General features: G+C 61.3%; 22 protein-coding genes. 19 read left to right on the top strand and 3 right to left on the bottom strand.

The features are described from left to right. Positions 1-1,560, bottom strand: coding sequence for a signal recognition particle-docking protein FtsY (ftsY, locus tag MMW58_RS01485; protein ID WP_241722660.1), 1,560 nt, complete (start codon positions 1,558-1,560; stop codon positions 1-3). Positions 1,561-1,752: 192 nt separating this feature from the next. Between ftsY and rsmD the strand changes: the two genes are divergently transcribed. Both rsmD and MMW58_RS01475 read left to right on the top strand, forming a co-directional pair. Continuing rightward, a complete protein-coding gene (gene rsmD / locus MMW58_RS01480; RefSeq protein WP_045853995.1) occupies positions 1,753-2,349 on the top strand; it encodes a 16S rRNA (guanine(966)-N(2))-methyltransferase in 597 nt (198 codons plus the stop codon). After that, the gene (locus tag MMW58_RS01475) at positions 2,339-2,617 is read left to right on the top strand and encodes a DUF1145 family protein (protein ID WP_041143060.1); all 279 of its coding nucleotides are present in this window, start codon (positions 2,339-2,341) and stop codon (positions 2,615-2,617) included. The genes rsmD and MMW58_RS01475 overlap by 11 nt, the downstream gene beginning before the upstream one ends. Before the next feature lie 37 nt (positions 2,618-2,654). On the opposite strand, the gene MMW58_RS01470 is transcribed toward MMW58_RS01475, so the two are convergent. Continuing rightward, positions 2,655-3,005 (bottom strand): DUF2500 domain-containing protein, encoded by a 351-nt coding sequence (locus MMW58_RS01470; protein ID WP_166646200.1) that lies wholly within the window; start codon positions 3,003-3,005, stop codon positions 2,655-2,657. Positions 3,006-3,196: 191 nt separating this feature from the next. Between MMW58_RS01470 and MMW58_RS01465 the strand changes: the two genes are divergently transcribed. After that, the gene (locus tag MMW58_RS01465) at positions 3,197-3,823 is read left to right on the top strand and encodes a lysoplasmalogenase (protein ID WP_045853992.1); all 627 of its coding nucleotides are present in this window, start codon (positions 3,197-3,199) and stop codon (positions 3,821-3,823) included. A gap of 78 nt (positions 3,824-3,901) precedes the next feature. Next, entirely contained in the window at positions 3,902-6,094 is a 2,193-nt protein-coding gene (zntA, locus tag MMW58_RS01460) for a Zn(II)/Cd(II)/Pb(II) translocating P-type ATPase ZntA (RefSeq protein WP_159236536.1), read from the top strand. 39 nt (positions 6,095-6,133) lie between these two features. Here zntA and tusA read toward each other — a convergent pair whose 3' ends face one another. Then, positions 6,134-6,379: a sulfurtransferase TusA gene (gene tusA, locus MMW58_RS01455; protein ID WP_041147480.1), complete on the bottom strand. Its 246-nt coding sequence runs from the start codon at positions 6,377-6,379 to the stop codon at positions 6,134-6,136. A gap of 233 nt (positions 6,380-6,612) precedes the next feature. On the opposite strand from tusA, the gene MMW58_RS01450 reads away from it, so the two are divergent. From MMW58_RS01450 to MMW58_RS01380, 15 genes are all read left to right on the top strand, one after another. Then, complete coding sequence (locus MMW58_RS01450) at positions 6,613-7,278, top strand: 7-cyano-7-deazaguanine/7-aminomethyl-7-deazaguanine transporter (RefSeq protein WP_041143064.1); 666 nt, start codon at positions 6,613-6,615, stop codon at positions 7,276-7,278. A gap of 73 nt (positions 7,279-7,351) precedes the next feature. Continuing rightward, positions 7,352-7,909, top strand: coding sequence for a DcrB family lipoprotein (locus MMW58_RS01445; protein ID WP_076946173.1), 558 nt, complete (start codon positions 7,352-7,354; stop codon positions 7,907-7,909). A 587-nt stretch (positions 7,910-8,496) separates the two neighbouring features. Continuing rightward, a complete protein-coding gene (locus tag MMW58_RS01440) occupies positions 8,497-8,886 on the top strand; it encodes an LptM family lipoprotein (protein WP_041143066.1) in 390 nt (129 codons plus the stop codon). Between the two features lie 464 nt (positions 8,887-9,350). Beyond that, on the top strand, positions 9,351-10,073 hold the full coding sequence (locus MMW58_RS01435; RefSeq protein ID WP_241722659.1) for a beta-ketoacyl synthase chain length factor: 723 nt from the start codon (positions 9,351-9,353) through the stop codon (positions 10,071-10,073). Next, the gene (locus MMW58_RS01430; RefSeq protein WP_241722658.1) at positions 10,070-10,885 is read left to right on the top strand and encodes a lysophospholipid acyltransferase family protein; all 816 of its coding nucleotides are present in this window, start codon (positions 10,070-10,072) and stop codon (positions 10,883-10,885) included. The genes MMW58_RS01435 and MMW58_RS01430 overlap by 4 nt, the downstream gene beginning before the upstream one ends. Beyond that, on the top strand, positions 10,866-11,123 hold the full coding sequence (locus tag MMW58_RS01425; RefSeq protein WP_041143069.1) for a phosphopantetheine-binding protein: 258 nt from the start codon (positions 10,866-10,868) through the stop codon (positions 11,121-11,123). Before MMW58_RS01430 ends, MMW58_RS01425 begins: the two co-directional genes overlap by 20 nt. A 10-nt stretch (positions 11,124-11,133) precedes the next feature. Continuing rightward, positions 11,134-11,385, top strand: coding sequence for an acyl carrier protein (locus MMW58_RS01420; RefSeq protein ID WP_045853985.1), 252 nt, complete (start codon positions 11,134-11,136; stop codon positions 11,383-11,385). A 5-nt stretch (positions 11,386-11,390) separates the two neighbouring features. Next, complete coding sequence (locus MMW58_RS01415) at positions 11,391-11,972, top strand: COG4648 family protein (RefSeq protein ID WP_133600078.1); 582 nt, start codon at positions 11,391-11,393, stop codon at positions 11,970-11,972. Then, entirely contained in the window at positions 11,969-13,327 is a 1,359-nt protein-coding gene (locus MMW58_RS01410) for an AMP-binding protein (protein ID WP_241722657.1), read from the top strand. Before MMW58_RS01415 ends, MMW58_RS01410 begins: the two co-directional genes overlap by 4 nt. Further along, on the top strand, positions 13,314-13,667 hold the full coding sequence (locus tag MMW58_RS01405) for a 3-hydroxyacyl-ACP dehydratase FabZ family protein (protein WP_241722656.1): 354 nt from the start codon (positions 13,314-13,316) through the stop codon (positions 13,665-13,667). The genes MMW58_RS01410 and MMW58_RS01405 overlap by 14 nt, the downstream gene beginning before the upstream one ends. Continuing rightward, on the top strand, positions 13,658-15,346 hold the full coding sequence (locus MMW58_RS01400) for a glycosyltransferase family 2 protein (protein ID WP_241722655.1): 1,689 nt from the start codon (positions 13,658-13,660) through the stop codon (positions 15,344-15,346). Before MMW58_RS01405 ends, MMW58_RS01400 begins: the two co-directional genes overlap by 10 nt. Positions 15,347-15,349: 3 nt before the next feature. Further along, positions 15,350-15,772: an acyl-CoA thioesterase gene (locus MMW58_RS01395; protein ID WP_041143075.1), complete on the top strand. Its 423-nt coding sequence runs from the start codon at positions 15,350-15,352 to the stop codon at positions 15,770-15,772. Then, positions 15,769-16,374: an outer membrane lipoprotein carrier protein LolA gene (locus tag MMW58_RS01390; protein WP_159236540.1), complete on the top strand. Its 606-nt coding sequence runs from the start codon at positions 15,769-15,771 to the stop codon at positions 16,372-16,374. Before MMW58_RS01395 ends, MMW58_RS01390 begins: the two co-directional genes overlap by 4 nt. Further along, positions 16,343-18,667, top strand: coding sequence for an MMPL family transporter (locus MMW58_RS01385; RefSeq protein WP_241722654.1), 2,325 nt, complete (start codon positions 16,343-16,345; stop codon positions 18,665-18,667). The genes MMW58_RS01390 and MMW58_RS01385 overlap by 32 nt, the downstream gene beginning before the upstream one ends. After that, the gene (locus tag MMW58_RS01380; RefSeq protein ID WP_133600083.1) at positions 18,664-19,248 is read left to right on the top strand and encodes a DUF3261 domain-containing protein; all 585 of its coding nucleotides are present in this window, start codon (positions 18,664-18,666) and stop codon (positions 19,246-19,248) included. The genes MMW58_RS01385 and MMW58_RS01380 overlap by 4 nt, the downstream gene beginning before the upstream one ends.

Here is a 19,248-nt window from a genome sequence, read left to right as displayed (position 1 = left end):
TTAATCCTCTCGGGCAAAAAGTGCCTCAATAAAGTCGCCCGCGTTAAACGGACGCAGATCCTCAATACGTTCACCAACGCCAATATAGCGAATCGGAATACTGAACTGGTCAGCAACCGAGAAGATAACCCCACCTTTCGCGGTACCGTCCAGCTTAGTCAGCGTGATGCCGGTCAGGCCAACGGCCTCATGGAACAGTTTGGCCTGGCTAATCGCGTTCTGCCCGGTGCTGGCATCAATTGTCAGCATCACTTCATGCGGGGCATCTTCGTCGAGCTTCTTCATCACGCGGACAATTTTCTTCAGCTCTTCCATCAGGTGCGATTTATTCTGCAGACGACCCGCGGTATCGGCAATCAGGACGTCAACGTTGCGCGCCTTAGCGGCCTGAATGGCGTCGAAAATAACCGAAGCCGAATCCGCGCCGGTATGCTGCGCAATCACCGGGATATTATTCCGCTGACCCCAAACCTGCAGCTGCTCTACCGCGGCGGCGCGGAAGGTATCCCCCGCGGCCAGCATGACCGACTTACCCTGCTGCTCAAACTGACGCGCCAGCTTGCCGATGGTCGTGGTTTTACCCACGCCGTTGACGCCAACCATCAGAATAACAAACGGCGTTTTCCCTTCAACGTTCAGCGGCTGGTCAACCTTAGCCAGAATATCGCCCATCTCCTCTTTCAGCAGGCCATACAGCGCTTCGGCATCGCGGAGCTGCTTGCGGCTGGCGACGTCGGTAAGATGGGTAATAATCTTACGCGTCGTTTCCACGCCGACGTCGGCGATCAGCAGCTGCTCTTCCAGCTCGTCGAAGAGATCATCATCTATTTTTTTGCCGCGGAACAGACTGATAAATCCGGAACCGAGGTTCTGTTTGGTTTTAACCAGGCTGCGCTTGAGTCGGGCGAAGAAGCCCTCTTTCGTCGGCTTCTCCTGCTCGATCTGAGCGGCTTCCTGCGGCTCGACCTCGTCCTCAGCTTCCGCCGCCAGCGCCTGGGCTTCCAGCTCATCGTCGGACAGCGCGGGCTCGTCCTCAATCAGCGCCTCTTCCGCGACGGCAGCCTGCGGCTGGGCGATAGTCTCTTCCGGCTCTTGTTCAGCAAGCGCTTCGGCGACCGCCGGCTCGGCAATCACCTCTTCAACCAGCGGCTCTTCCACCGGCGCTTCTTCGACGACGGCCGGTAGCGCTTGCGGCTCGACGACAGGTTCTTCTTCCACTTCGTCAACGGTCGGCGCAGCGTCTATCGCGGCCGCCGGCTGAACCGCCTCTTCCACGATGGTTTCTGCGACCGGATGCGGCTGCTCGCTTTCGACAACCTGTTCGGTGACCTCAACGACGTCTGCGGCAAAGGCCTCCGGGTCCGCTTTCTCCGGCTCCGGGGCGCGCTCCGCTTCGGCTTCAGGCGCCACGGCGGTCTCAGCCGGCGCTTGTTCGGCAGGAGCCTGCTCCGCCGCGTCCTGCAGCCCTTCTACTTTTTGTTCAACTTCTGTTTCCTGCGCCTGCTCTTTTTGTCCAAAGCCCAGCCAGGAAAAGAAGCCACGTTTTTTCTCTTTCGCCATTTGCGACTACACTCCTCGCTGATTATTCATGGCACAGCTTCGGCATATCTGTCGCGGAAGCTGAAAAATAATGAAATTAGTCGGATAGTCTATCACTTAACTTAACGCGCATCACCGCCCCCGGATTAAGGTTTCGTCATCCGCCTTCGATCGCTAGAATAGCAGGCTGGAAGTTGAGACTTGAGCAGAGAGATGAAGAAACCAAACCACGCAGGCAGCGGCCAGATCCGCATTATCGGCGGACAGTGGCGGGGCCGAAAATTACCGGTGCCGGAGAGCCCGGGCCTGCGCCCGACCACCGACCGGGTCCGTGAAACCCTTTTTAACTGGCTGGCGCCGTCTATGGTCGACGCGCGCTGCCTGGACTGCTTTGCCGGCAGCGGCGCGCTGGGCCTGGAAGCGCTCTCCCGCTACGCGGGCAGCACCACGCTGCTGGAGATGGAGCGCGGCGTCGCCCAGCAGCTGCAGAAAAACCTGGCGACCCTCAAAGCCAGCAACGGCACGGTGGTCAACACCAATACCCTGACCTGGCTTAATCAGCCCGGCACGCCGCACCAGATAGCGTTCGTCGACCCGCCGTTCCGTAAAGGGCTGCTGGAAGAGACGCTGCGGCTGCTGGAGAGCAACGGCTGGCTTGCCGACGAGGCGCTGATCTACGTCGAAAGTGAAGTCGAAAATGGGCTACCGCCGGTACCGGCCGGCTGGCACCTGTATCGTGAGAAAGTGGCCGGACAGGTCGCCTACCGCCTCTATCAACGAGAGGCACAAGGAGAAAAGAATGCTGATTAATCTGGGCCGGGTACTGATGCTGTGCGTATGGGCCTTTTTGCTCTTAAACCTGTTTCAGCCTTTCCCTAAGCCGCTGAACATTTTCGTCAACGTTGCGCTTATCTTTATGATCCTGATGCACGGCCTGCAGCTGACGCTGCTGAAGGCCACTCAGCCGAAAGATGCGCCGCCGCTGGGCCGCTTCGAGCAGGTGCGTATTTTTGTTTTCGGCGTATTCGAGCTGGTTGCCTGGCAGAAAAAGCTCAAGGCCACGCTGCGTAAGAAGTGATGGCGCCCGGCGCGTAGCATAGCCGGACGCAGCAGGCTCAAGGATCTGGCGTAAACGCGACGAACCTTGAGCCTCTGTAGCTCAGCATTCCCCTGTCACCCACGCTAAGCGCATGATACTGCGCCTCTTCGAGACGAAAGCTGACTTCGAGCCCGCCGGTTTGCGGCCTGAAGCTGACGTCATAGCGCATCTCGCTGCCGGCCGGAGCGACGGTTTGCTGGCGCGAGCGGCGATCGTTAATCACTCTTTCCCGCTTGTTGCTCACCACCACCTGTCTTTGCAGCAGCGGCGCGGCGTCGTTGTCCCTGCTTTCCCGCCGCTGCTGCGCATAGCGAACCGATGCCGCCACCACAATGATGGCCACGACGATAATAAAAAACAGCGGGATCTTACTCATTCATCTTACCCCCAGGAATTCTCAGGAATCAGCATACCGCGCCTTGATTAACGTTGTCATCTGCCCTCCCGAGCCACTACACTGAACATTAGTACCGTCAGTACAACTACTTATACCCTATGCATCTCGGGTTGCGGCCTGTAAGGCGGCGGGTATAGCGATAACAGATACAGGGACTCACTATGCTTTGGTCGTTTATTGCTGTCTGTTTTTCCGCATGGCTTTACGTCGATGCGTCCTATCGTGGGCCAACGTGGCAACGTTGGTTGTTTAAACCCGTCACGCTCATTCTGCTGCTGCTGCTTGCCTGGCAGGCGCCGATGTTCAACGCCATCAGCTATCTGGTGCTGGCCGGCCTGTGCGCCTCGCTGGTCGGCGACGCGCTGACGCTGCTGCCGCGTCAGCGGGTGATGTACGCCGTCGGCGCCTTTTTCCTTTCGCATCTGCTCTATACCATCTGGTTTGCCAGCCAGATGACGCTGTCATTTTTCTGGCCGCTGCCGCTGGTGCTGCTGGTCGTTGGCGCGCTGCTGCTGGCGGTTATCTGGACCCGGCTGGAAGAGATGCGCCTGCCGGTATTCACCTTTATCGGCATGACGCTGGTGATGGTCTGGCTGGCGGGCGAGCTGTGGTTCGTGCGCCCGACCGATACCGCCCTCTCCGGCTTTACCGGCGCCGCCTTCCTGCTGCTGGGTAATATTGTCTGGCTGGTCAGCCACTATCGCCGTCGCTTCCGCGCCGATAACGCGATTGCTGCCGCCTTCTACTTCGCCGGGCACTTCCTGATCGTGCGCGCGCTGTACCTCTAATTTAGCGCTTGACTCTGGAGTCGACTCCAGAGTGTATCCTCTGGGCAATGAGAAAATTATCATTACCCGGAGGGTCCCATGTCGACTCCAGAAGCTCAGGATAAAAAAGTCCCACAGTTCTCGTCATTCAAATTAAAGCCCGCTGCCGCACAGCCTGACAGCTGCTGTACGGACTCCTCCTGCGCGGCGCAGGCCCGCGAAGAACCCCTGGAAACCGCGCGCTACAGCTGGCTGGTCGACGGCATGGACTGCGCCGCCTGCGCCCGCAAGGTTGAAAATGCCGTGCGCCAGGTGCCGGGCGTCAGCCAGGTACAGGTGCTGTTTGCCACGGAAAAACTGCTGGTGAACGCCGGGAGCGATATCCGTCCGCAGGTGGAAAGCGCGGTGCGCTCGGCGGGCTATACCCTGCGCGATGAAGATACTCCGCAGCAGGAAACCTCCCGGCTGCGGGAGAATCTGCCGCTGATAACCCTGGTGCTGATGATGGCGCTGAGCTGGGGGCTGGAGCAGTTTAACCATCCCTTCGGCGAGCTGGCCTTCGTTGCCACCACCCTCGTAGGCCTGTGGCCGGTCGCGCGCCAGGCCGTGCGTTTGATGAGAAGCGGCAGCTGGTTTGCCATTGAAACGCTAATGAGCGTCGCCGCCATCGGAGCGCTGTTTATCGGCGCCACCGCCGAAGCCGCGATGGTGCTGCTGCTGTTCCTGATCGGCGAACGCCTTGAGGGCTGGGCCGCCAGCCGTGCCCGCCAGGGCGTCAGCGCGCTCATGGCCCTCAAGCCCGACACCGCCACGCGGATCCGCGACGGCGTGCGGGAAACCGTCGCCCAGCGCGACCTGCGCCCCGGGGATCTGATTGAGGTCGCCGCCGGCGGACGCCTCCCCGCCGATGGTCAGCTGATGACGCCGTTTGCCAGCTTCGATGAGAGCGCGTTAACCGGCGAATCCGTCCCGGTGGAACGCAGCGCCGGCCAGCGCGTGGCGGCAGGCGCAACCAGCGTCGACCGTCTGGTGCAGTTGAAGGTTATCTCCGAACCCGGCGACAGCGCTATCGACCGTATTCTGAAGCTGATTGAGGAGGCCGAAGAGCGCCGGGCGCCCATCGAGCGCTTTATCGATCGCTTTAGCCGTATTTATACCCCGGCCATTATGCTCGTCGCCCTGCTGGTGGCCGTCGTACCGCCGCTACTTTTTGCCGGCGCCTGGCTGCCGTGGATCTACAAGGGGCTGACGCTGCTGCTGATCGGCTGCCCGTGCGCGCTGGTGATCTCCACCCCGGCGGCGATCACCTCCGGGCTGGCGGTCGCGGCCCGTCGCGGGGCGCTGATTAAAGGCGGCGCCGCGCTTGAACAGCTGGGCCAGGTTCGCCAGGTCGCCTTTGATAAAACCGGCACCCTGACCGTCGGCCAGCCGCGCGTGAGCGCAGCGATCGTCACCGCCGACATCGATGAGAACGACCTGCTGGCGCTGGCCGCCGCGGTGGAGCAAGGCTCCAGCCATCCGCTGGCCCAGGCCATCGTCCGCGAAGCGCAGCAGCGGGGGCTGAATATCCCCGCCGCCAGCGCCCAGCGCGCGCTGGCCGGTTCCGGCATCGAAGCCGACGTTGCCGGCCGCCGGGTGCTGATTTGCGCGGCAGGTAAAGGGGCGGCGGCGGCGTACGAAGAGCAGATCCAGCGGCTGGAGAGCGCCGGCCAAACGGTGGTGCTGGTGCTGCGTGAGGATATCCTGCTCGGCATTCTGGCGCTGCGCGATACCCTGCGCGACGACGCCCGCCAGGCAGTTGAAGATCTGCGTCAGCTCGGCGTGCAGGGGGTGATCCTGACCGGCGATAACCCGCGCGCGGCGGCGGCCATCGCCGACGAGCTGGGGCTGACGTTCCGCGCCGGGCTGCTGCCTGCCGATAAGGTCACGGCGGTGATGGCGCTCAACGCCGAAGCGCCGCTGGCGATGGTCGGCGACGGCATCAACGACGCGCCGGCCATGAAGGCGGCCACCATCGGCATTGCGATGGGCAGCGGCACCGACGTGGCGCTGGAGACCGCCGACGCGGCGTTAACCCATAACCGCTTAACCGGCCTGGCGCAGATGATTTCGCTGGCTCGCGCCACCCATGCCAACATCCGGCAGAACATTGCGATTGCGCTGGGGCTGAAGGGGATTTTCCTGATAACCACGCTGCTCGGCCTGACCGGACTTTGGCTGGCGGTGCTGGCGGATACCGGCGCCACGGTGCTGGTCACCGTCAATGCCCTGCGGCTGCTGCGTCAGAAATAGCGGGCGCGCTCCCCGCTGGCGCTGCGCTCAGCGGGGAGCCTAGTGGTTTTTACGAATCAAATAGCGGTACGGCAGGGCGCTAATCTCCTGGGCCACCAGCTCGTGCTCCATAAAGCGGCAAAAGCCGGGAATATCGCGGGTTGTCGCCGGATCGTCGGCGATAATCAGCAGCGTCTCGCCCACCGGCATCGTACGCACGGCCTTGCGCACCATCATTACCGGCTCGGGGCAGCGCAGCCCCTGTGCATCCAAAGTGTGGTCCGGACTGGAAAAAAGTTCGCTCATTTTCATCTCACGTCTACAAAACGGCCCTAGTTTACCCCCACCCGCACGCGACGCAAGCCAGGTTAACGTTTGCGCGAAAAACAACCGTTGCATTACGCTCTCAACGCAGTATCATGCAGCCGTTTTTAATTGGGTTCCCTCACCCCAAATTTCAGTCCCTCACTCATTCATGTTGTAGAAAAGCGGCAACGCCTCTGCAGCCTGAAGGATAACGGGCATAAAAAGGTCACAATATGAATCCCTTTACTACCGTACAGCGTAAAAAAGCGCTGGTCTGGCTATCGCTATTCCATTTGCTGGTGATCACCTCCAGCAACTATCTGGTGCAGCTACCGATCTCCATTTTTGGTTTCCATACCACCTGGGGCGCGTTCAGCTTTCCGTTTATCTTCCTCGCCACCGATCTGACGGTACGCATTTTTGGCGCACCGCTGGCGCGACGCATCATCCTCGCGGTGATGGTCCCGGCGCTGCTGATCTCCTACGGCGTCTCCGCGCTGTTTTATATGGGCGAATGGCAGGGCTTTGCCGCACTGACGCACTTCAACCTGTTCGTGGCGCGTATCGCGGCCGCCAGCTTTATGGCCTATGCGCTGGGGCAGATCCTCGACGTCCACGTCTTTAACCGCCTGCGGCAAAATCGCCGCTGGTGGCTGGCGCCCACCGCCTCGACGCTGTTTGGCAACGTCAGCGACACGCTGGCCTTTTTCTTTATCGCCTTCTGGCGCAGCCCGGACCCGTTTATGGCGGCCCACTGGGGAGAAATCGCCATCGTTGACTACTGCTTCAAGGTGCTGATTAGCATCGTATTCTTCCTGCCGATGTACGGCATGTTGTTGAATATGCTGCTGAAAAAAATGGCGGATAAATCTGATTTGTCAGCATTGCAGCCAGGTTAAGAGTACTCGCAGACTGATGTGATAAGATAAGCGAATGAGCCGTTAATGGCCGTTTATCGAAAGGAAGATGTCAATGCGCAATTTGGTTAAATATGTCGGTATTGGCCTGCTGGTTGTGGGCCTTGCGGCCTGTGATAACAGCGATTCAAAAGCGCCAACCGAAGGGGCTGCGGCTGAAAGTAACGCCAGCGGACAAACCGTGAGCCTGCTGGACGGCAAGCTGAGCTTCTCCCTGCCCGCAGGGATGACCGACCAGAGCGGGAAGCTGGGCACTCAGGCCAACAACATGCACGTCTATTCTGATGTCACAGGTCAGAAAGCGGTGATCGTGATTGTGGGCGACAGCACCACTGAAGAGCTGTCCGTACTGGCCCAGCGTCTGGAAGAGCAGCAGCGCAGCCGCGATCCGCAGCTGCAGGTCGTGACCAATAAATCCGTTGAGATCAAAGGCCACACGCTGCAGCAGCTGGACAGCATCATCTCCGCCAAAGGACAGACCGCCTGGTCTTCGGTTCTGCTCGGCAAGGTGGATGATAAATTGCTGACCCTGCAGATCACGCTGCCGGCGGACAACCAGCAGCAGGCGCAAACTGCGGCGGAAAACATTATCAATACCCTGACCATTCAGTAACTCACGGTCAGAGGTTATGGCCTCCGGTGTCGCCACCGGGGGCCATTTTTTTTGCCGCCGGCCCGCCGGCTGCGCTATTCAGGTTCAGCGAGTCTGCCTCCTCGGTTTTTCCCCATTACCACGTCGTCCGCTGAAAAACAGCTACCAGAACTGAATATTGATTTACGTCATTTACGGCTTAAATCGGCGAAATAAAACAGAATTCCCGCGGCACCCGGCGGCCGGGGATATAATATCCCCATTATGTAGCCGGGTAATAATTTGCTTATTATTAAATGATGAGAATGATATGACTGAATAAGCCGAGTGATTAATTTGATGGTGAAGAATAGCGAGGATTGTATAATTTTTGTGAATTTTAGGCTATCAACGTAAATTTTAACCATCTGAAATCCATCATCATTACGCATTGCCGCTGGTGACCTCGCGATCTATGCTTTATGATGAAAACCCTTCTCGCCTGACGTCAAAACGGAAAACGTGCGAGATATTTACCTGAGACATAATTCCGGCCCGGTGAGACTGATATTAATTATTCTTAGCATTGGGCATCTCATCATATACCCATAATTCGACAGGAAGCGTTCATGAAAAAGGTTGTTAAGTGGCTGGCGGCTATTGCCGTTATCGGGACATTGGCAGGCTGCGCCCGTACGGCGCCCATCGAACAAATTCAGACAACGGTCAGCGCTGGCCATACCGATGCTCAGGTAAAAAACGCTATTTTCCGAGCCGGCGTACAGCGCCAGTGGATAATGTCAGAGACGGCGCCGGGTATTATCAAAGCCCGCCAGCAGGCGCGCGATCACGTTGCTGAAGTGCAAATTAACTATTCCGCGACCGGTTATTCTATTCGTTACGTCAGCAGCCTCAACCTGATGGCCTCCGGCGGTGAAATCCATAAAAACTATAACCGCTGGGTACATAATTTGGATAAAGACATCCAGGTTAATTTGGCTGCGGGAAGCGCGCTGTAAGCGTTCGCTCTCCGCGCTCCGGTGCGAAGTGATTAGGGGCAGGACGTTTTCTTACCCCTAAAGAGGAATATAGCGCCCGGCGCTATATCGGCATCATCCCGCTAACGCCGGCCGGCAATCGCCTGAAGGCCCGCGGGATATGCCGAACCGCGATTTGATTCGGCATTATCCTATGTATTCGCAGGCCGCCCTGTATGATATGTGGTGGTCACTGCAGAAAATGCGCGTCCGGCCGCAGCCGGAACGATGAAAATATTCGGCTCGTGCTCTTAGATTTGCCACAATAAATTGCACTGATGCGCAAAAATATCGAAAATACGCGAAACCGATCGGCAAATAATGCGGGCTGCGGCGCGCCCGATAACCTGGCGTCGGTCATACCGTATTGGCAGGCCAGCAGAAAAATAACAAGGTGGCGTTAAAAAACGCTACCAGAATCACCGATTTACCGCGGACTCGCGTTGATGAAATTTGCACTAAACATAATTGACTGGCAGGGCAGAGCCCCAGGACTAAGCGAAACGACGCAGTGGCAGCAGTGGTCACGGCTTTCGCACGCCATCGATCCGGCGGCGCCTCAGGCAAAGCTGAGCGAATTACCGATGATGACCGCCAGACGACTCAGCTCCGGCAGCCGGCTGGCCGTTGAGTGCGGGCTGGCGATGCTGCGCCGCCATCGTATCGATGCCGTACTGTACACCAGCCGCCACGGCGAGCTTGAACGCAACTACCGCATCCTGCACGCGCTGGCGACGGAACAGGCGCTCTCCCCGACCGACTTCGCGCTCTCCGTGCATAATTCAGCGGTCGGTAACCTGACCATTGCCGCCCAAAGGCCGATCGTCTCCTCTTCCCTCTCCGCCGGGCAAGATACCTTCCAGCAGGGGCTGTGCGAAGCGATGTGCCTGCTGCAGGCGGGCTATCAGCGCGTGCTGATGGTCGATTTCGACGGCCATCTCCCGGAGTTTTATCACCCCTATCTTCCCCCCGCGATGCCGACCTGGCCCTACGCGCTCGCGCTGGTTATCGAAGCGGGCGAAGAGTGGCGCTGCTCGACGCAGCGCGCCGCACCGGGCGAAGAGGCGGAGCTGCCGCAGAGCCTGCAGTTTTTACGCCACTACCTGCAGGAGAGCCTGGCCTTTACTATCGCCGGCGAGCGCCTGCAGTGGCAGTGGAGCCGCTCATGAACGGCCTTCCGTCACGCATAAATCGCGCCTGGCGCGGGCTGATGACCGGCGTCTGCTTCGCGCTGTTCGGCCTTGGCGGGCTGCTGCTGTCCTTAGTCTGGTTTAACCTGCTGCTGGTGGCGGTCAGAGATAAATCTCGCCGCCGTCGCCTGGCGCGACGCAGCATCTCGGCCAGCTTTCGCCTCTTCTTAACGGTGGTCAAAGCCGTCGGGGTGCTGGATTACCGGATCGTGGGCGCCGAGCTCCTGCGCCAGGAGCGCGGATGCCTGGTGGTGGCTAACCATCCCAGCCTTATCGACTACGTGATGCTGGCTTCGATCATGCCCGAGACCGACTGCCTGGTAAAAAGCGCCCTGCTGAAAAACCCGTTCGTCAGCGGCGTGATCCGCGCGGCGGACTATTTAATTAACGATCAGGCCGATGCGCTACTGCCCGCCAGCCGGCAGCGCCTGCAGCAGGGCGATACCATCTTAATTTTCCCGGAGGGAACCCGCACCCTGCCGGGCGAACCCATGGTCCTTCAGCGCGGCGCGGCCAATATTGCCGTGCGCTGCGCCAGCGATTTGCGCGTAGTGGTCATTCGCTGCAGCGAACATATGCTGGGCAAAAACAGTAAATGGTACGATGCGCCGGCAACCCGGCCCCTGTTTACCATCGAGGTAGGCGAGCGGGTGCAGATCGCCCAGTTTTACGACGAAAACTCACAAGAACCGTCGCTGGCAGCAAGACAGCTAAATCGGCATATTTTGCTTCAATTACAATCAGGTACTACGCCTACTTCAGGAATTAATGATGCAAGCGCTCTATCTTGAACTGAAAAATCTCATCATCAACACGCTGAATCTGGAAGAGCTGTCGGCTGACGACATCGACGCCGACGCGGCGCTCTTTGGCGACGGTCTCGGCCTCGACTCCATTGACGCCCTGGAACTGGGGCTGGCGGTGAAAAACCGCTACGGCGTGGTGCTTTCCGCCGAAAGCGACGAGATGCGCCAGCACTTCTACTCCGTCGCGACCCTGGCCGCGTTCATCCACGCTCAACGTACCTGAGGCACCGCCCATGACTGAATCACATGATATTTATGCCGAAGTCTCGGCGCTTCTGGTTAAGCTGTTTGAAATCGACCCGCAGGAGATCCGCCCGGAAGCGCGTCTGTACGAAGACCTCGAGCTGGACAGCATTGATGCCGTCGATATGATCGTCCATCTGCAAAAGAAGACCAGCAAGAAAATAAAGCCGGAAGAGTTTAAGGCCGTGCGTACCGTACAGGACGTGGTTGATGCGGTTGAACGCTTGTCCCGAGAAGCCTGACCCGCATGTCGAAAGCCCCTTCATCTAAGGGTATACAGCTGCTAACGAGCCTGCTCCTGCTGGCCTGGCCATTTTTAATCTGGCTGGGCCTCGCGCACAACAGCCTGCACTGGCTGCTCCCCTTGATGGCGCTGATTCTGCTGTTACGCCTTCGCCAGACCCGGCGACAGGCGGGACCGCTGCACGCCGTTACCCGACTGGTGGCGCTGGCGGGTATTGCACTCTGTACCGCCAGCTACCTGCTCAAAACGCATCAGCTGCTGCTGTTTTATCCGCTGGTGGTCAACGCCGTCATGCTCGCCGTTTTCGGCGGCTCGCTGTGGTCCGCGATGCCGGTTGTTGAACGGCTGGCGCGCCTGCGCGACCCGCAGCTTTCCGCGGCCGGCGTACGCTACACCCGTCGGGTGACGCAAATCTGGTGCGGCCTTTTTATTCTTAACGGCGGCATGGCGCTCTTTACCGCGCTGTATGGCGATATGGCGCTATGGACGGCGTGGAACGGCATGATCGCCTATCTGCTGATCGGCACGCTGATGGCCGCAGAGTGGCTGGTGCGCCGGCGGATGATAAAGCGAGAATCGTCATGATTGCGCCTCTCTCCCTGGCGCGCTGGCTGGACGTTTCGCGCCCGTCGGACACGCCGATCGCCTGGCTGGATGAGCAAACCTGGACCCTCGGCCATTTGCGCTACGACGTGGCGCAGTGGGTCGAACGGCTGCAACGGCACGATGCCGAACGCTGGGCGCTGTGCTTTGAGGACAGCTATCTGTTTCTCGTCGCGCTGCTGGCGACGCTGCACGCGCATAAAATCCCGGTGATCCCTGGACATAGCCGCAGCTCGCTGCTGAACGAGCAGCGGGCGCTGTTTGACGGCGTCCTCAGCGACGGGCCCCTCGACTGGCACGGACCCTCGCTGGTCATCGGCAGCGCGCGGCGCACGATGGCGGAGCCCGGCACGTTTTGCCGCATCGCCGGCGACGCCTGCGTAGAGCTGTTTACCTCAGGCTCAACCGGGAAGCCGAAGCGGGTTATCAAACCGATCGCCCATCTTGACCGCGAGGCCGAGCTGCTGGCCGCGCGCTTCGCCACCCGCCTTGAGGGCTGCCGCATCGTCGCCTCGGTGGTGCCTCAGCACCTCTACGGGCTCACCTTTCGCATCTTTCTGCCGATGGCCCTCGGCCTGCCGCTCCACGCGGCGATGCTCTTTTACGCCGAGCAGCTCAGCGCCCTGGGCCAGCAGCACCGCTATGCGTTTATCAGCAGCCCGGCGTTTTTGAAACGCCTCGATCCCCATCTTACGCCGCCGCCGGTAGAGCTCATTCTCTCCGCCGGCGGCCAGCTTCCCGCGGAAGACGTCGCCCGGGCGGCGGCCTGGCTGAAGGTCTGGACGGACGAAATTTACGGCAGCACCGAAACCGGCGTGATCGCCTGGCGCTCGCGGCGTCAGGAAGAGGCGGCCTGGCAGCCCTTTGCCGGCATCAGGCTGCTGCAGCAGGGGGAGACTTTCCGCCTGTTTTCACCGCTTATCGCCGATGAAGACGGGCTGTTAATCGACGATACCCTCGAATTTACCGCCAACGGCCAGTTTCGCCTGACCGGACGGCGTGGGCGGGTGGTCAAAATTGAAGAGAAGCGGGTTTCGCTCAGCGAAATAGAGCTCAGGCTCCAGAACCTGCCGGGGATCCGCGACGCGGTGGCTCTGCCGGTCACCCGCGGCGATCGCCAGGGGATTGGCGCGCTGCTGGTGCTGGATGCGCAGACCCGTCAGCGCTGGCAGCACGAGGGCAAAATCCTTGAGCGCCAGTGGCGCCAGGCGCTGCGCCCGACGCTGGAACCGGTGGCGATCCCCCGCTACTGGCGCGTGGTTGATGACATCCCGGTCAACAGTATGAACAAGCGTGTCTATGCGCAACTACAGGAATTTTTTCATGATACCCCATGAAATAGAGCGCCATCAGGCACAGCCGCAGCAGGTTGAAGTCGTCCTGCACCTCGACCCTAACCTCTTCTGGTTCGGCGGCCATTTTGCCGTACAGCCGCTGCTGCCCGGCGTCGCGCAGCTCGACTGGGTGATGCACTACGCCACCACGCTGCTGGCGCCGGGCTGGCGCTTTCACAGCATTCAGAACGTCAAATTCCAGGCGCCGCTGCTGCCGGAGACCACCGTCACGCTGGCCCTGAGCTGGCAGGAAGCGCGTCAGATACTGACCTTTAGCTATCAGCGCCACGACGGCGACGCGCGCCATACCGCCAGCAGCGGGAAGATTCGCCTGTGTCGCTAACCTTCCGCCCCTGCGTGGTGATCCCCTGCTACAACCACGGGGCAATGATGGCGCGCGTGCTGGCCCGGCTGCAGCCGTTCGACCTGCCCTGCATCGTGGTGGACGACGGCAGCAGCGAGGAGACGCGTCTCCAGCTGAGCGAGCTGGCGGCGCGGGAGCCAAACCTGACGCTGATTCGGCTGGCCGAGAACGCCGGCAAGGGCGTCGCGGTGATCCGCGGGCTGCAGGCCGCCGCCGAAGCCGGCTATACCCATGCCGTGCAGGTCGACGCCGACGGCCAGCACGCCATCGAAGATATTCCGCAGCTGCTCGAGCTGGCCCGCAGCCATCCGGCGGCGCTGATTTCCGGCCAGCCGATTTACGACGACTCCATTCCCCGTTCGCGCCTGTACGGACGCTGGATAACCCACGTTTGGGTGTGGATCGAAACGCTATCGCTGCAGCTGAAAGACAGTATGTGCGGGTTCCGCGTCTACCCGATAGCGCCGACGCTGCGCCTGGCGCAGCGCGTCGCCCTCGGCCAGCGCATGGATTTTGATACCGAAGTGATGGTCCGCCTCTACTGGCAGGGCAATCCCAGCTATTTTGTGCCGACGCGCGTCACCTATCCGCCGGACGGGCTTTCTCACTTTGACGCCTTTAAGGACAACTGCCGCATCTCGTGGATGCACACGCGGCTGTTCCTCGGCATGCTGCCGCGCATCCCCTCCCTGCTGCTGCGCCGCTCCCCCGTACACTGGGCGCAGCAGGAGGAGGTCAAAGGGCTGTGGGGCATGCGCCTGATGCTGCTGGTGTGGCGTCTGCTGGGGCGCAAGGCGTTTTCGCTGCTGCTCTATCCGGTGGTCGCCGTCTACTGGCTCAGCGCGCACCGCGCCCGCCGGGCCTCCCGGGAGTGGCTCTCCCGCGTGCGGGCGCAGCTTAGCGCCCGGCGGCAGCCGCTGCCTGCGCTGAACAGCTATCGCCACTTTCTGCGCTTTGGCCATGCGATGCTCGATAAAATCGCCGGCTGGCGCGGCGAGCTGCGCTTCGATCGCGATGTGGTTTTCGCGCCCGGCGCCGAGGAAACGCTGCACCGCAGCGCCCCCACCGGCAAGCTGCTGCTGGCCTCGCATCTTGGCGACGTCGAAGCCTGCCGGGCGCTGGCGCAGCTGCAGGGCACCAAAACCATCAATGCGCTGGTGTTTAGCGACAACGCCCGCCGCTTTAAGCAAATCATGCAGGAGATGGCGCCGCAGGCCGGGCTGAACCTGATACCGGTAACCGATATCGGCCCGGATACCGCCATCCTGCTGAAAGAGAAGCTGGAGCGCGGTGAATGGATTGCGATCGTCGGCGACCGCATCGCGGTGACGCCCCAGCGCGGCGGTACGTGGCGCGTCTGCTGGAGCGAATTTATGGGCCAGCCCGCACCGTTCCCGCAGGGGCCGTTTATTCTGGCATCGGTTCTGCGCTGTCCGGTGCAGCTCATCTTCGCCCTCCGCCAGCAGGACAAGCTGCACATTCACTGTGAACCCTTCGCCGATCCGCTGATCCTGCCGCGCGCCGGGCGCGAGGAGGCGATCCAAAACGCGGTCGATCGCTACGCCAGCCGCCTCGAGCACTACGCCCTGCGCTCGCCGCTGGACTGGTTTAATTTTTTCGATTTCTGGCAGCTGCCAGACGCCAAAGAGAAGGAGTAAAGGGTGCTTAACGATCCCCGTTTTACTGCCGAAGTAGAGCTGACCGTCCCGTTTCACGACGTCGATATGATGGGCGTGGTGTGGCACGGCAACTACTTCCGCTACTTCGAGATCGCCCGCGAGGCGCTGCTCAATCAGTTCAACTACGGCTACCGGCAGATGAAGGAGTCCGGCTACCTGTGGCCGGTCGTCGACACCCGCGTTAAGTACCGCGACGTGCTGACCTTTGAACAGCGCTTTCGCGTGCGCGCCCGCCTCGAAGAGTATGAGAACCGGCTGCGCATTGGCTATGAGATCGTCGACGCGGCCAGCGGAAAACGGACCACCACCGGCTACACCATTCAGGTCGCGGTAGAGGAGAAAAGCCGGGAAATGAGCTTCGTCAGCCCGGATATTCTGTTTGAACGCATGGGGGTCACGCCATGAAACTCTGGCCCCTGCTGGCGCTGCTCATCAGCCCGCTGGTCAGCGCGCTGACGCTCGACGATCTGCAGCAGCGCTTCACCGAGCAGCCGGTTATCCGCGCCCACTTCGATCAAACCCGCACCATCAAGGATCTGCCGCAGCCGCTGCGATCCCAGGGGACGATGCTGATCGCCCGCGATAAGGGACTGCTGTGGGATCAAACCCGGCCGTTCCCGATGCAGCTGCTGCTCGACGACAGGCGAATGGTGCAGGCGATTAACGGCCAGCCGCCGCAGGTCATCACCGCCGAGAGCAACCCGCAGATGTTCCAGTTCAACCATCTGCTGCGGGCGCTGTTCCAGGCCGATCGCCGGGTGCTGGAGCAGAACTTCCGCGTTGAATTCACCGATGCGGGCGCAGGCCGCTGGACGCTGCGCCTGACGCCGATAGCCACGCCGCTGGATAAAATATTCGCCACCATCGATCTCGGCGGGCAGGCCTACCTGGAACGTATTCAGCTGAACGACAGGCAGGGCGACCGCACCGATATCACCCTTTCTCAACATCAACTTACGCCAGCGCAACTGACCGATGACGAACGCCAACGATTTGCTGCACGGTAACCGCAGGAGCTTCGCGCTGCTGTGGGGACTCGCCTGCCTGGTAATGCTGGGCGTGCTGCTGACGCTGCTGCCGCAGTCGCGGATGAACAGCAGCGTGCTGGCGATGCTGCCGAAACAGGCCCTTGGCGACGTTCCTCCGAGCCTCAACGAGGGCTTTATGCAGCGCCTTGACCGGCAGCTGGTGTGGCTGGTCAGCCCCGGCAAGCAGGCCGACCCGCAGGTGGCCCGCGAGTGGCTCAGGCTGCTGCAGAACTCCCACGCGCTGGCGACGGTGAAGGGCCCGATGGATGCCGCCAGCCAGCAGGCCTGGGGCACGTTTTTCTGGCAGCACCGCAACGGGCTGATTGACGATGCCACCCGCGCCCGCCTGCAAAACGGCGGCGAAGCCCAGGCGCAGTGGGTCCTCTCCCAGCTCTACTCCGCCTTCTCCGGCGTCAGCGGCAAAGAGCTGCAAAATGACCCGCTGATGCTGATGCGCGGCTCGCAGCTGGCGATGGCGAAAAACGGCCAGCGTATGCAGCTGAAGGATGGCTGGCTGGTGACCGAGGATAAGCAGGGCAACCAGTGGTATCTGCTGCACGGCGAGCTGGCGGGCTCGTCGTTTGATATGCAGCAAACGCATCGCCTTGTGACCACCCTCTCCGCCCTGCAAACGGAGCTCAAGGCCCGCTATCCGCAGGCTCAGCTGCTCTCGCGCGGCACGGTATTTTACAGCGACTACGCCAGCCAGCAGGCAAAGCGGGATATCTCAACCCTCGGCGTGGCCACCATCCTGGGCGTTATTCTGCTCATCGTCGCGGTCTTTCGCTCGCTGCGTCCGCTGCTCCTGAGCCTGATCTCCATCGGCATCGGCGCGCTGGCGGGCACCGTCGCCACGCTGCTGCTGTTCGGCGAGCTGCACCTGATGACGCTGGTGATGAGCATGAGCATTATCGGTATTTCCGCCGACTACACGCTCTACTACCTGACCGAGCGGATGGTGCACGGCAACGAGGTCACGCCGTGGCAAAGCCTCGCCAAGGTACGCAACGCGCTGCTGCTGGCGCTGCTGACGGTGGTCGTAGCCTATCTGATCATGATGCTCGCGCCTTTCCCCGGCATTCGCCAGATGTCGGTATTCGCCGCCGCCGGGCTCAGCGCCTCCTGCCTGACGGTCATATTCTGGCATCCGCTGCTCTCCCGCGGCCTGCCGGTGCGCCCGGTGCCGGCGATGGTCCTGATGCTGCGCTGGCTGGCGGCATGGCGACGCAATAAAAAGCTCACCATCGGCCTGCCGATCGCCCTGGCGCTGTTCTCGCTGGCGGGGATCGCCACCCTGCGCGTCGACGACGATATATCCCAGCTGCAGGCACTGCCGCAGCCCCTGCTGGCGCAGGAAAAGACGATCGCGGCCTTAACCGGCCAGGGCGTCGATCAGAAGTGGTTCGTGGTCTACGGGCGGACGCAGCAGCAAACGCTGGAGCGGCTGGAAGCCTTTGTGCCGGCGCTGGAACAGGCGAAGCGGCAGGGGCAGCTTAACGGCTACCGGACGATCCCCCTGAACTCGCTGGCCCGTCAGCATCAGGATCTGACGCTGCTGAAGGCCGCCTCCCCGGCGGTCAGCCGCGTGCTGCAAAGCGCCGGGCTGCAGGCGATCAATGCGGATCTCAGTCCCATGCCGGTCACCGTGGAGGCCTGGCTTGCCAGCCCGGCCAGCGAAGGCTGGCGTCTGCTATGGATAACCCTGCAGAACGGCGAGAGCGGCGTGCTGGTGCCGGTTGACGGCGTGAATGAAAGCCTAGCGCTGAAGGCTCTCGGCGCAAAATATAGCGGCGTGGCGTGGGTCGACAGGAAAAGCGCTTTCGACGAGCTCTTCGCCCTCTATCGCCATTTGCTCACCGGACTGCTGGGTATCGCCCTGGCCACCATCGCCTGCGGGGCGGTTCTGCGCCTCGGCTGGCGTAAAGGGCTTATCAGCCTCGTGCCTTCGGTACTCTCCTTAGGCTGCGGCCTCGCGGCGCTCTCCCTCAGCGGCCACTCGCTCAATCTGTTTTCGCTGCTGGCGCTGGTGCTGGTGCTGGGGATTGGCATCAACTACACGCTGTTCTTCAGCAACCCGCGCGGCACGCCGCTGACCTCGCTGCTGGCCGTTACCCTGGCCATGATGACCACGCTGCTGACCCTCGGCATGCTGGTATTTAGCTCAACCCAGGCGATCGCCAGCTTTGGCATCGTGCTGGTCAGCGGGATTTTCACCGCCTTCCTGCTATCGCCCCTGGCGATGCCCGGCAAAAAAGGGAAACAAAGACGATGATGACGTTCAGATTTGGCCGCGCCCTCGCGCTGATTGCCACCTTAGCCCTTGCCGGCTGCGGCCATTCGCAGAAGGCGCAGCAGGGCCGCCCGCAGGCGTGGCTGGAGCCGGGCGCCCGCGTGACGCTCCCGGCGCCGGGGATCTCGCCGACGCTCAGCTCACAGCAGCTGCTGACCGGCAGCTTTAACGGCCAGACCCAGTCGCTGCTGGTGATGCTCAACGCCGACGCGCACAGGGTGACGCTGGCCGGGCTCTCGTCGGTGGGCATCCGTCTGTTTCTCGTCACCTATGACGAAAAAGGCGTGCATACCGAACAGTCGATCGTGGTGCCGCAGATGCCGCCCGCCAGCCAGGTGCTGGCCGACGTGATGCTCAGCCACTGGCCGATCGCGGCCTGGCAGCCGCAGCTGCCGAAAGGCTGGACGCTGACCGACGCCGGCGACAGGCGCGAGCTGCGCAACGCCCGCGGCAGGCTGGTGACGGAAATCACCTACCTGAACCGCAAAGGCCGCCGTGAGCCCATCAGCATTCAGCAGCACGCCTTCGGCTACCACATCACCATTCAATACCTGGGTGACTGA

The sequence above is a fragment of the Klebsiella sp. HC6 genome (genome assembly GCF_022605325.1).
GTDB classification, from domain to species: domain Bacteria; phylum Pseudomonadota; class Gammaproteobacteria; order Enterobacterales; family Enterobacteriaceae; genus Klebsiella; species Klebsiella terrigena.
This window is presented reverse-complemented; position numbering and strand designations above follow the sequence as displayed.

What these genes read in the sequence shown, in the direction of transcription:
- ftsY (WP_241722660.1), bottom strand. Translation starts at nt 1,560, where the DNA reads ATGGCGAAAGAGAAAAAACGTGGCTTCTTTTCCTGGCTGGGCTTTGGA.
- rsmD (WP_045853995.1), top strand. Translation starts at nt 1,753, where the DNA reads ATGAAGAAACCAAACCACGCAGGCAGCGGCCAGATCCGCATTATCGGC.
- MMW58_RS01475 (WP_041143060.1), top strand. Translation starts at nt 2,339, where the DNA reads ATGCTGATTAATCTGGGCCGGGTACTGATGCTGTGCGTATGGGCCTTT.
- MMW58_RS01465 (WP_045853992.1), top strand. Translation starts at nt 3,197, where the DNA reads ATGCTTTGGTCGTTTATTGCTGTCTGTTTTTCCGCATGGCTTTACGTC.
- zntA (WP_159236536.1), top strand. Translation starts at nt 3,902, where the DNA reads ATGTCGACTCCAGAAGCTCAGGATAAAAAAGTCCCACAGTTCTCGTCA.
- tusA (WP_041147480.1), bottom strand. Translation starts at nt 6,379, where the DNA reads ATGAGCGAACTTTTTTCCAGTCCGGACCACACTTTGGATGCACAGGGG.
- MMW58_RS01450 (WP_041143064.1), top strand. Translation starts at nt 6,613, where the DNA reads ATGAATCCCTTTACTACCGTACAGCGTAAAAAAGCGCTGGTCTGGCTA.
- MMW58_RS01445 (WP_076946173.1), top strand. Translation starts at nt 7,352, where the DNA reads ATGCGCAATTTGGTTAAATATGTCGGTATTGGCCTGCTGGTTGTGGGC.
- MMW58_RS01440 (WP_041143066.1), top strand. Translation starts at nt 8,497, where the DNA reads ATGAAAAAGGTTGTTAAGTGGCTGGCGGCTATTGCCGTTATCGGGACA.
- MMW58_RS01435 (WP_241722659.1), top strand. Translation starts at nt 9,351, where the DNA reads ATGAAATTTGCACTAAACATAATTGACTGGCAGGGCAGAGCCCCAGGA.
- MMW58_RS01430 (WP_241722658.1), top strand. Translation starts at nt 10,070, where the DNA reads ATGAACGGCCTTCCGTCACGCATAAATCGCGCCTGGCGCGGGCTGATG.
- MMW58_RS01425 (WP_041143069.1), top strand. Translation starts at nt 10,866, where the DNA reads ATGCAAGCGCTCTATCTTGAACTGAAAAATCTCATCATCAACACGCTG.
- MMW58_RS01420 (WP_045853985.1), top strand. Translation starts at nt 11,134, where the DNA reads ATGACTGAATCACATGATATTTATGCCGAAGTCTCGGCGCTTCTGGTT.
- MMW58_RS01415 (WP_133600078.1), top strand. Translation starts at nt 11,391, where the DNA reads ATGTCGAAAGCCCCTTCATCTAAGGGTATACAGCTGCTAACGAGCCTG.
- MMW58_RS01410 (WP_241722657.1), top strand. Translation starts at nt 11,969, where the DNA reads ATGATTGCGCCTCTCTCCCTGGCGCGCTGGCTGGACGTTTCGCGCCCG.
- MMW58_RS01405 (WP_241722656.1), top strand. Translation starts at nt 13,314, where the DNA reads ATGATACCCCATGAAATAGAGCGCCATCAGGCACAGCCGCAGCAGGTT.
- MMW58_RS01390 (WP_159236540.1), top strand. Translation starts at nt 15,769, where the DNA reads ATGAAACTCTGGCCCCTGCTGGCGCTGCTCATCAGCCCGCTGGTCAGC.
- MMW58_RS01385 (WP_241722654.1), top strand. Translation starts at nt 16,343, where the DNA reads ATGACGAACGCCAACGATTTGCTGCACGGTAACCGCAGGAGCTTCGCG.
- MMW58_RS01380 (WP_133600083.1), top strand. Translation starts at nt 18,664, where the DNA reads ATGATGACGTTCAGATTTGGCCGCGCCCTCGCGCTGATTGCCACCTTA.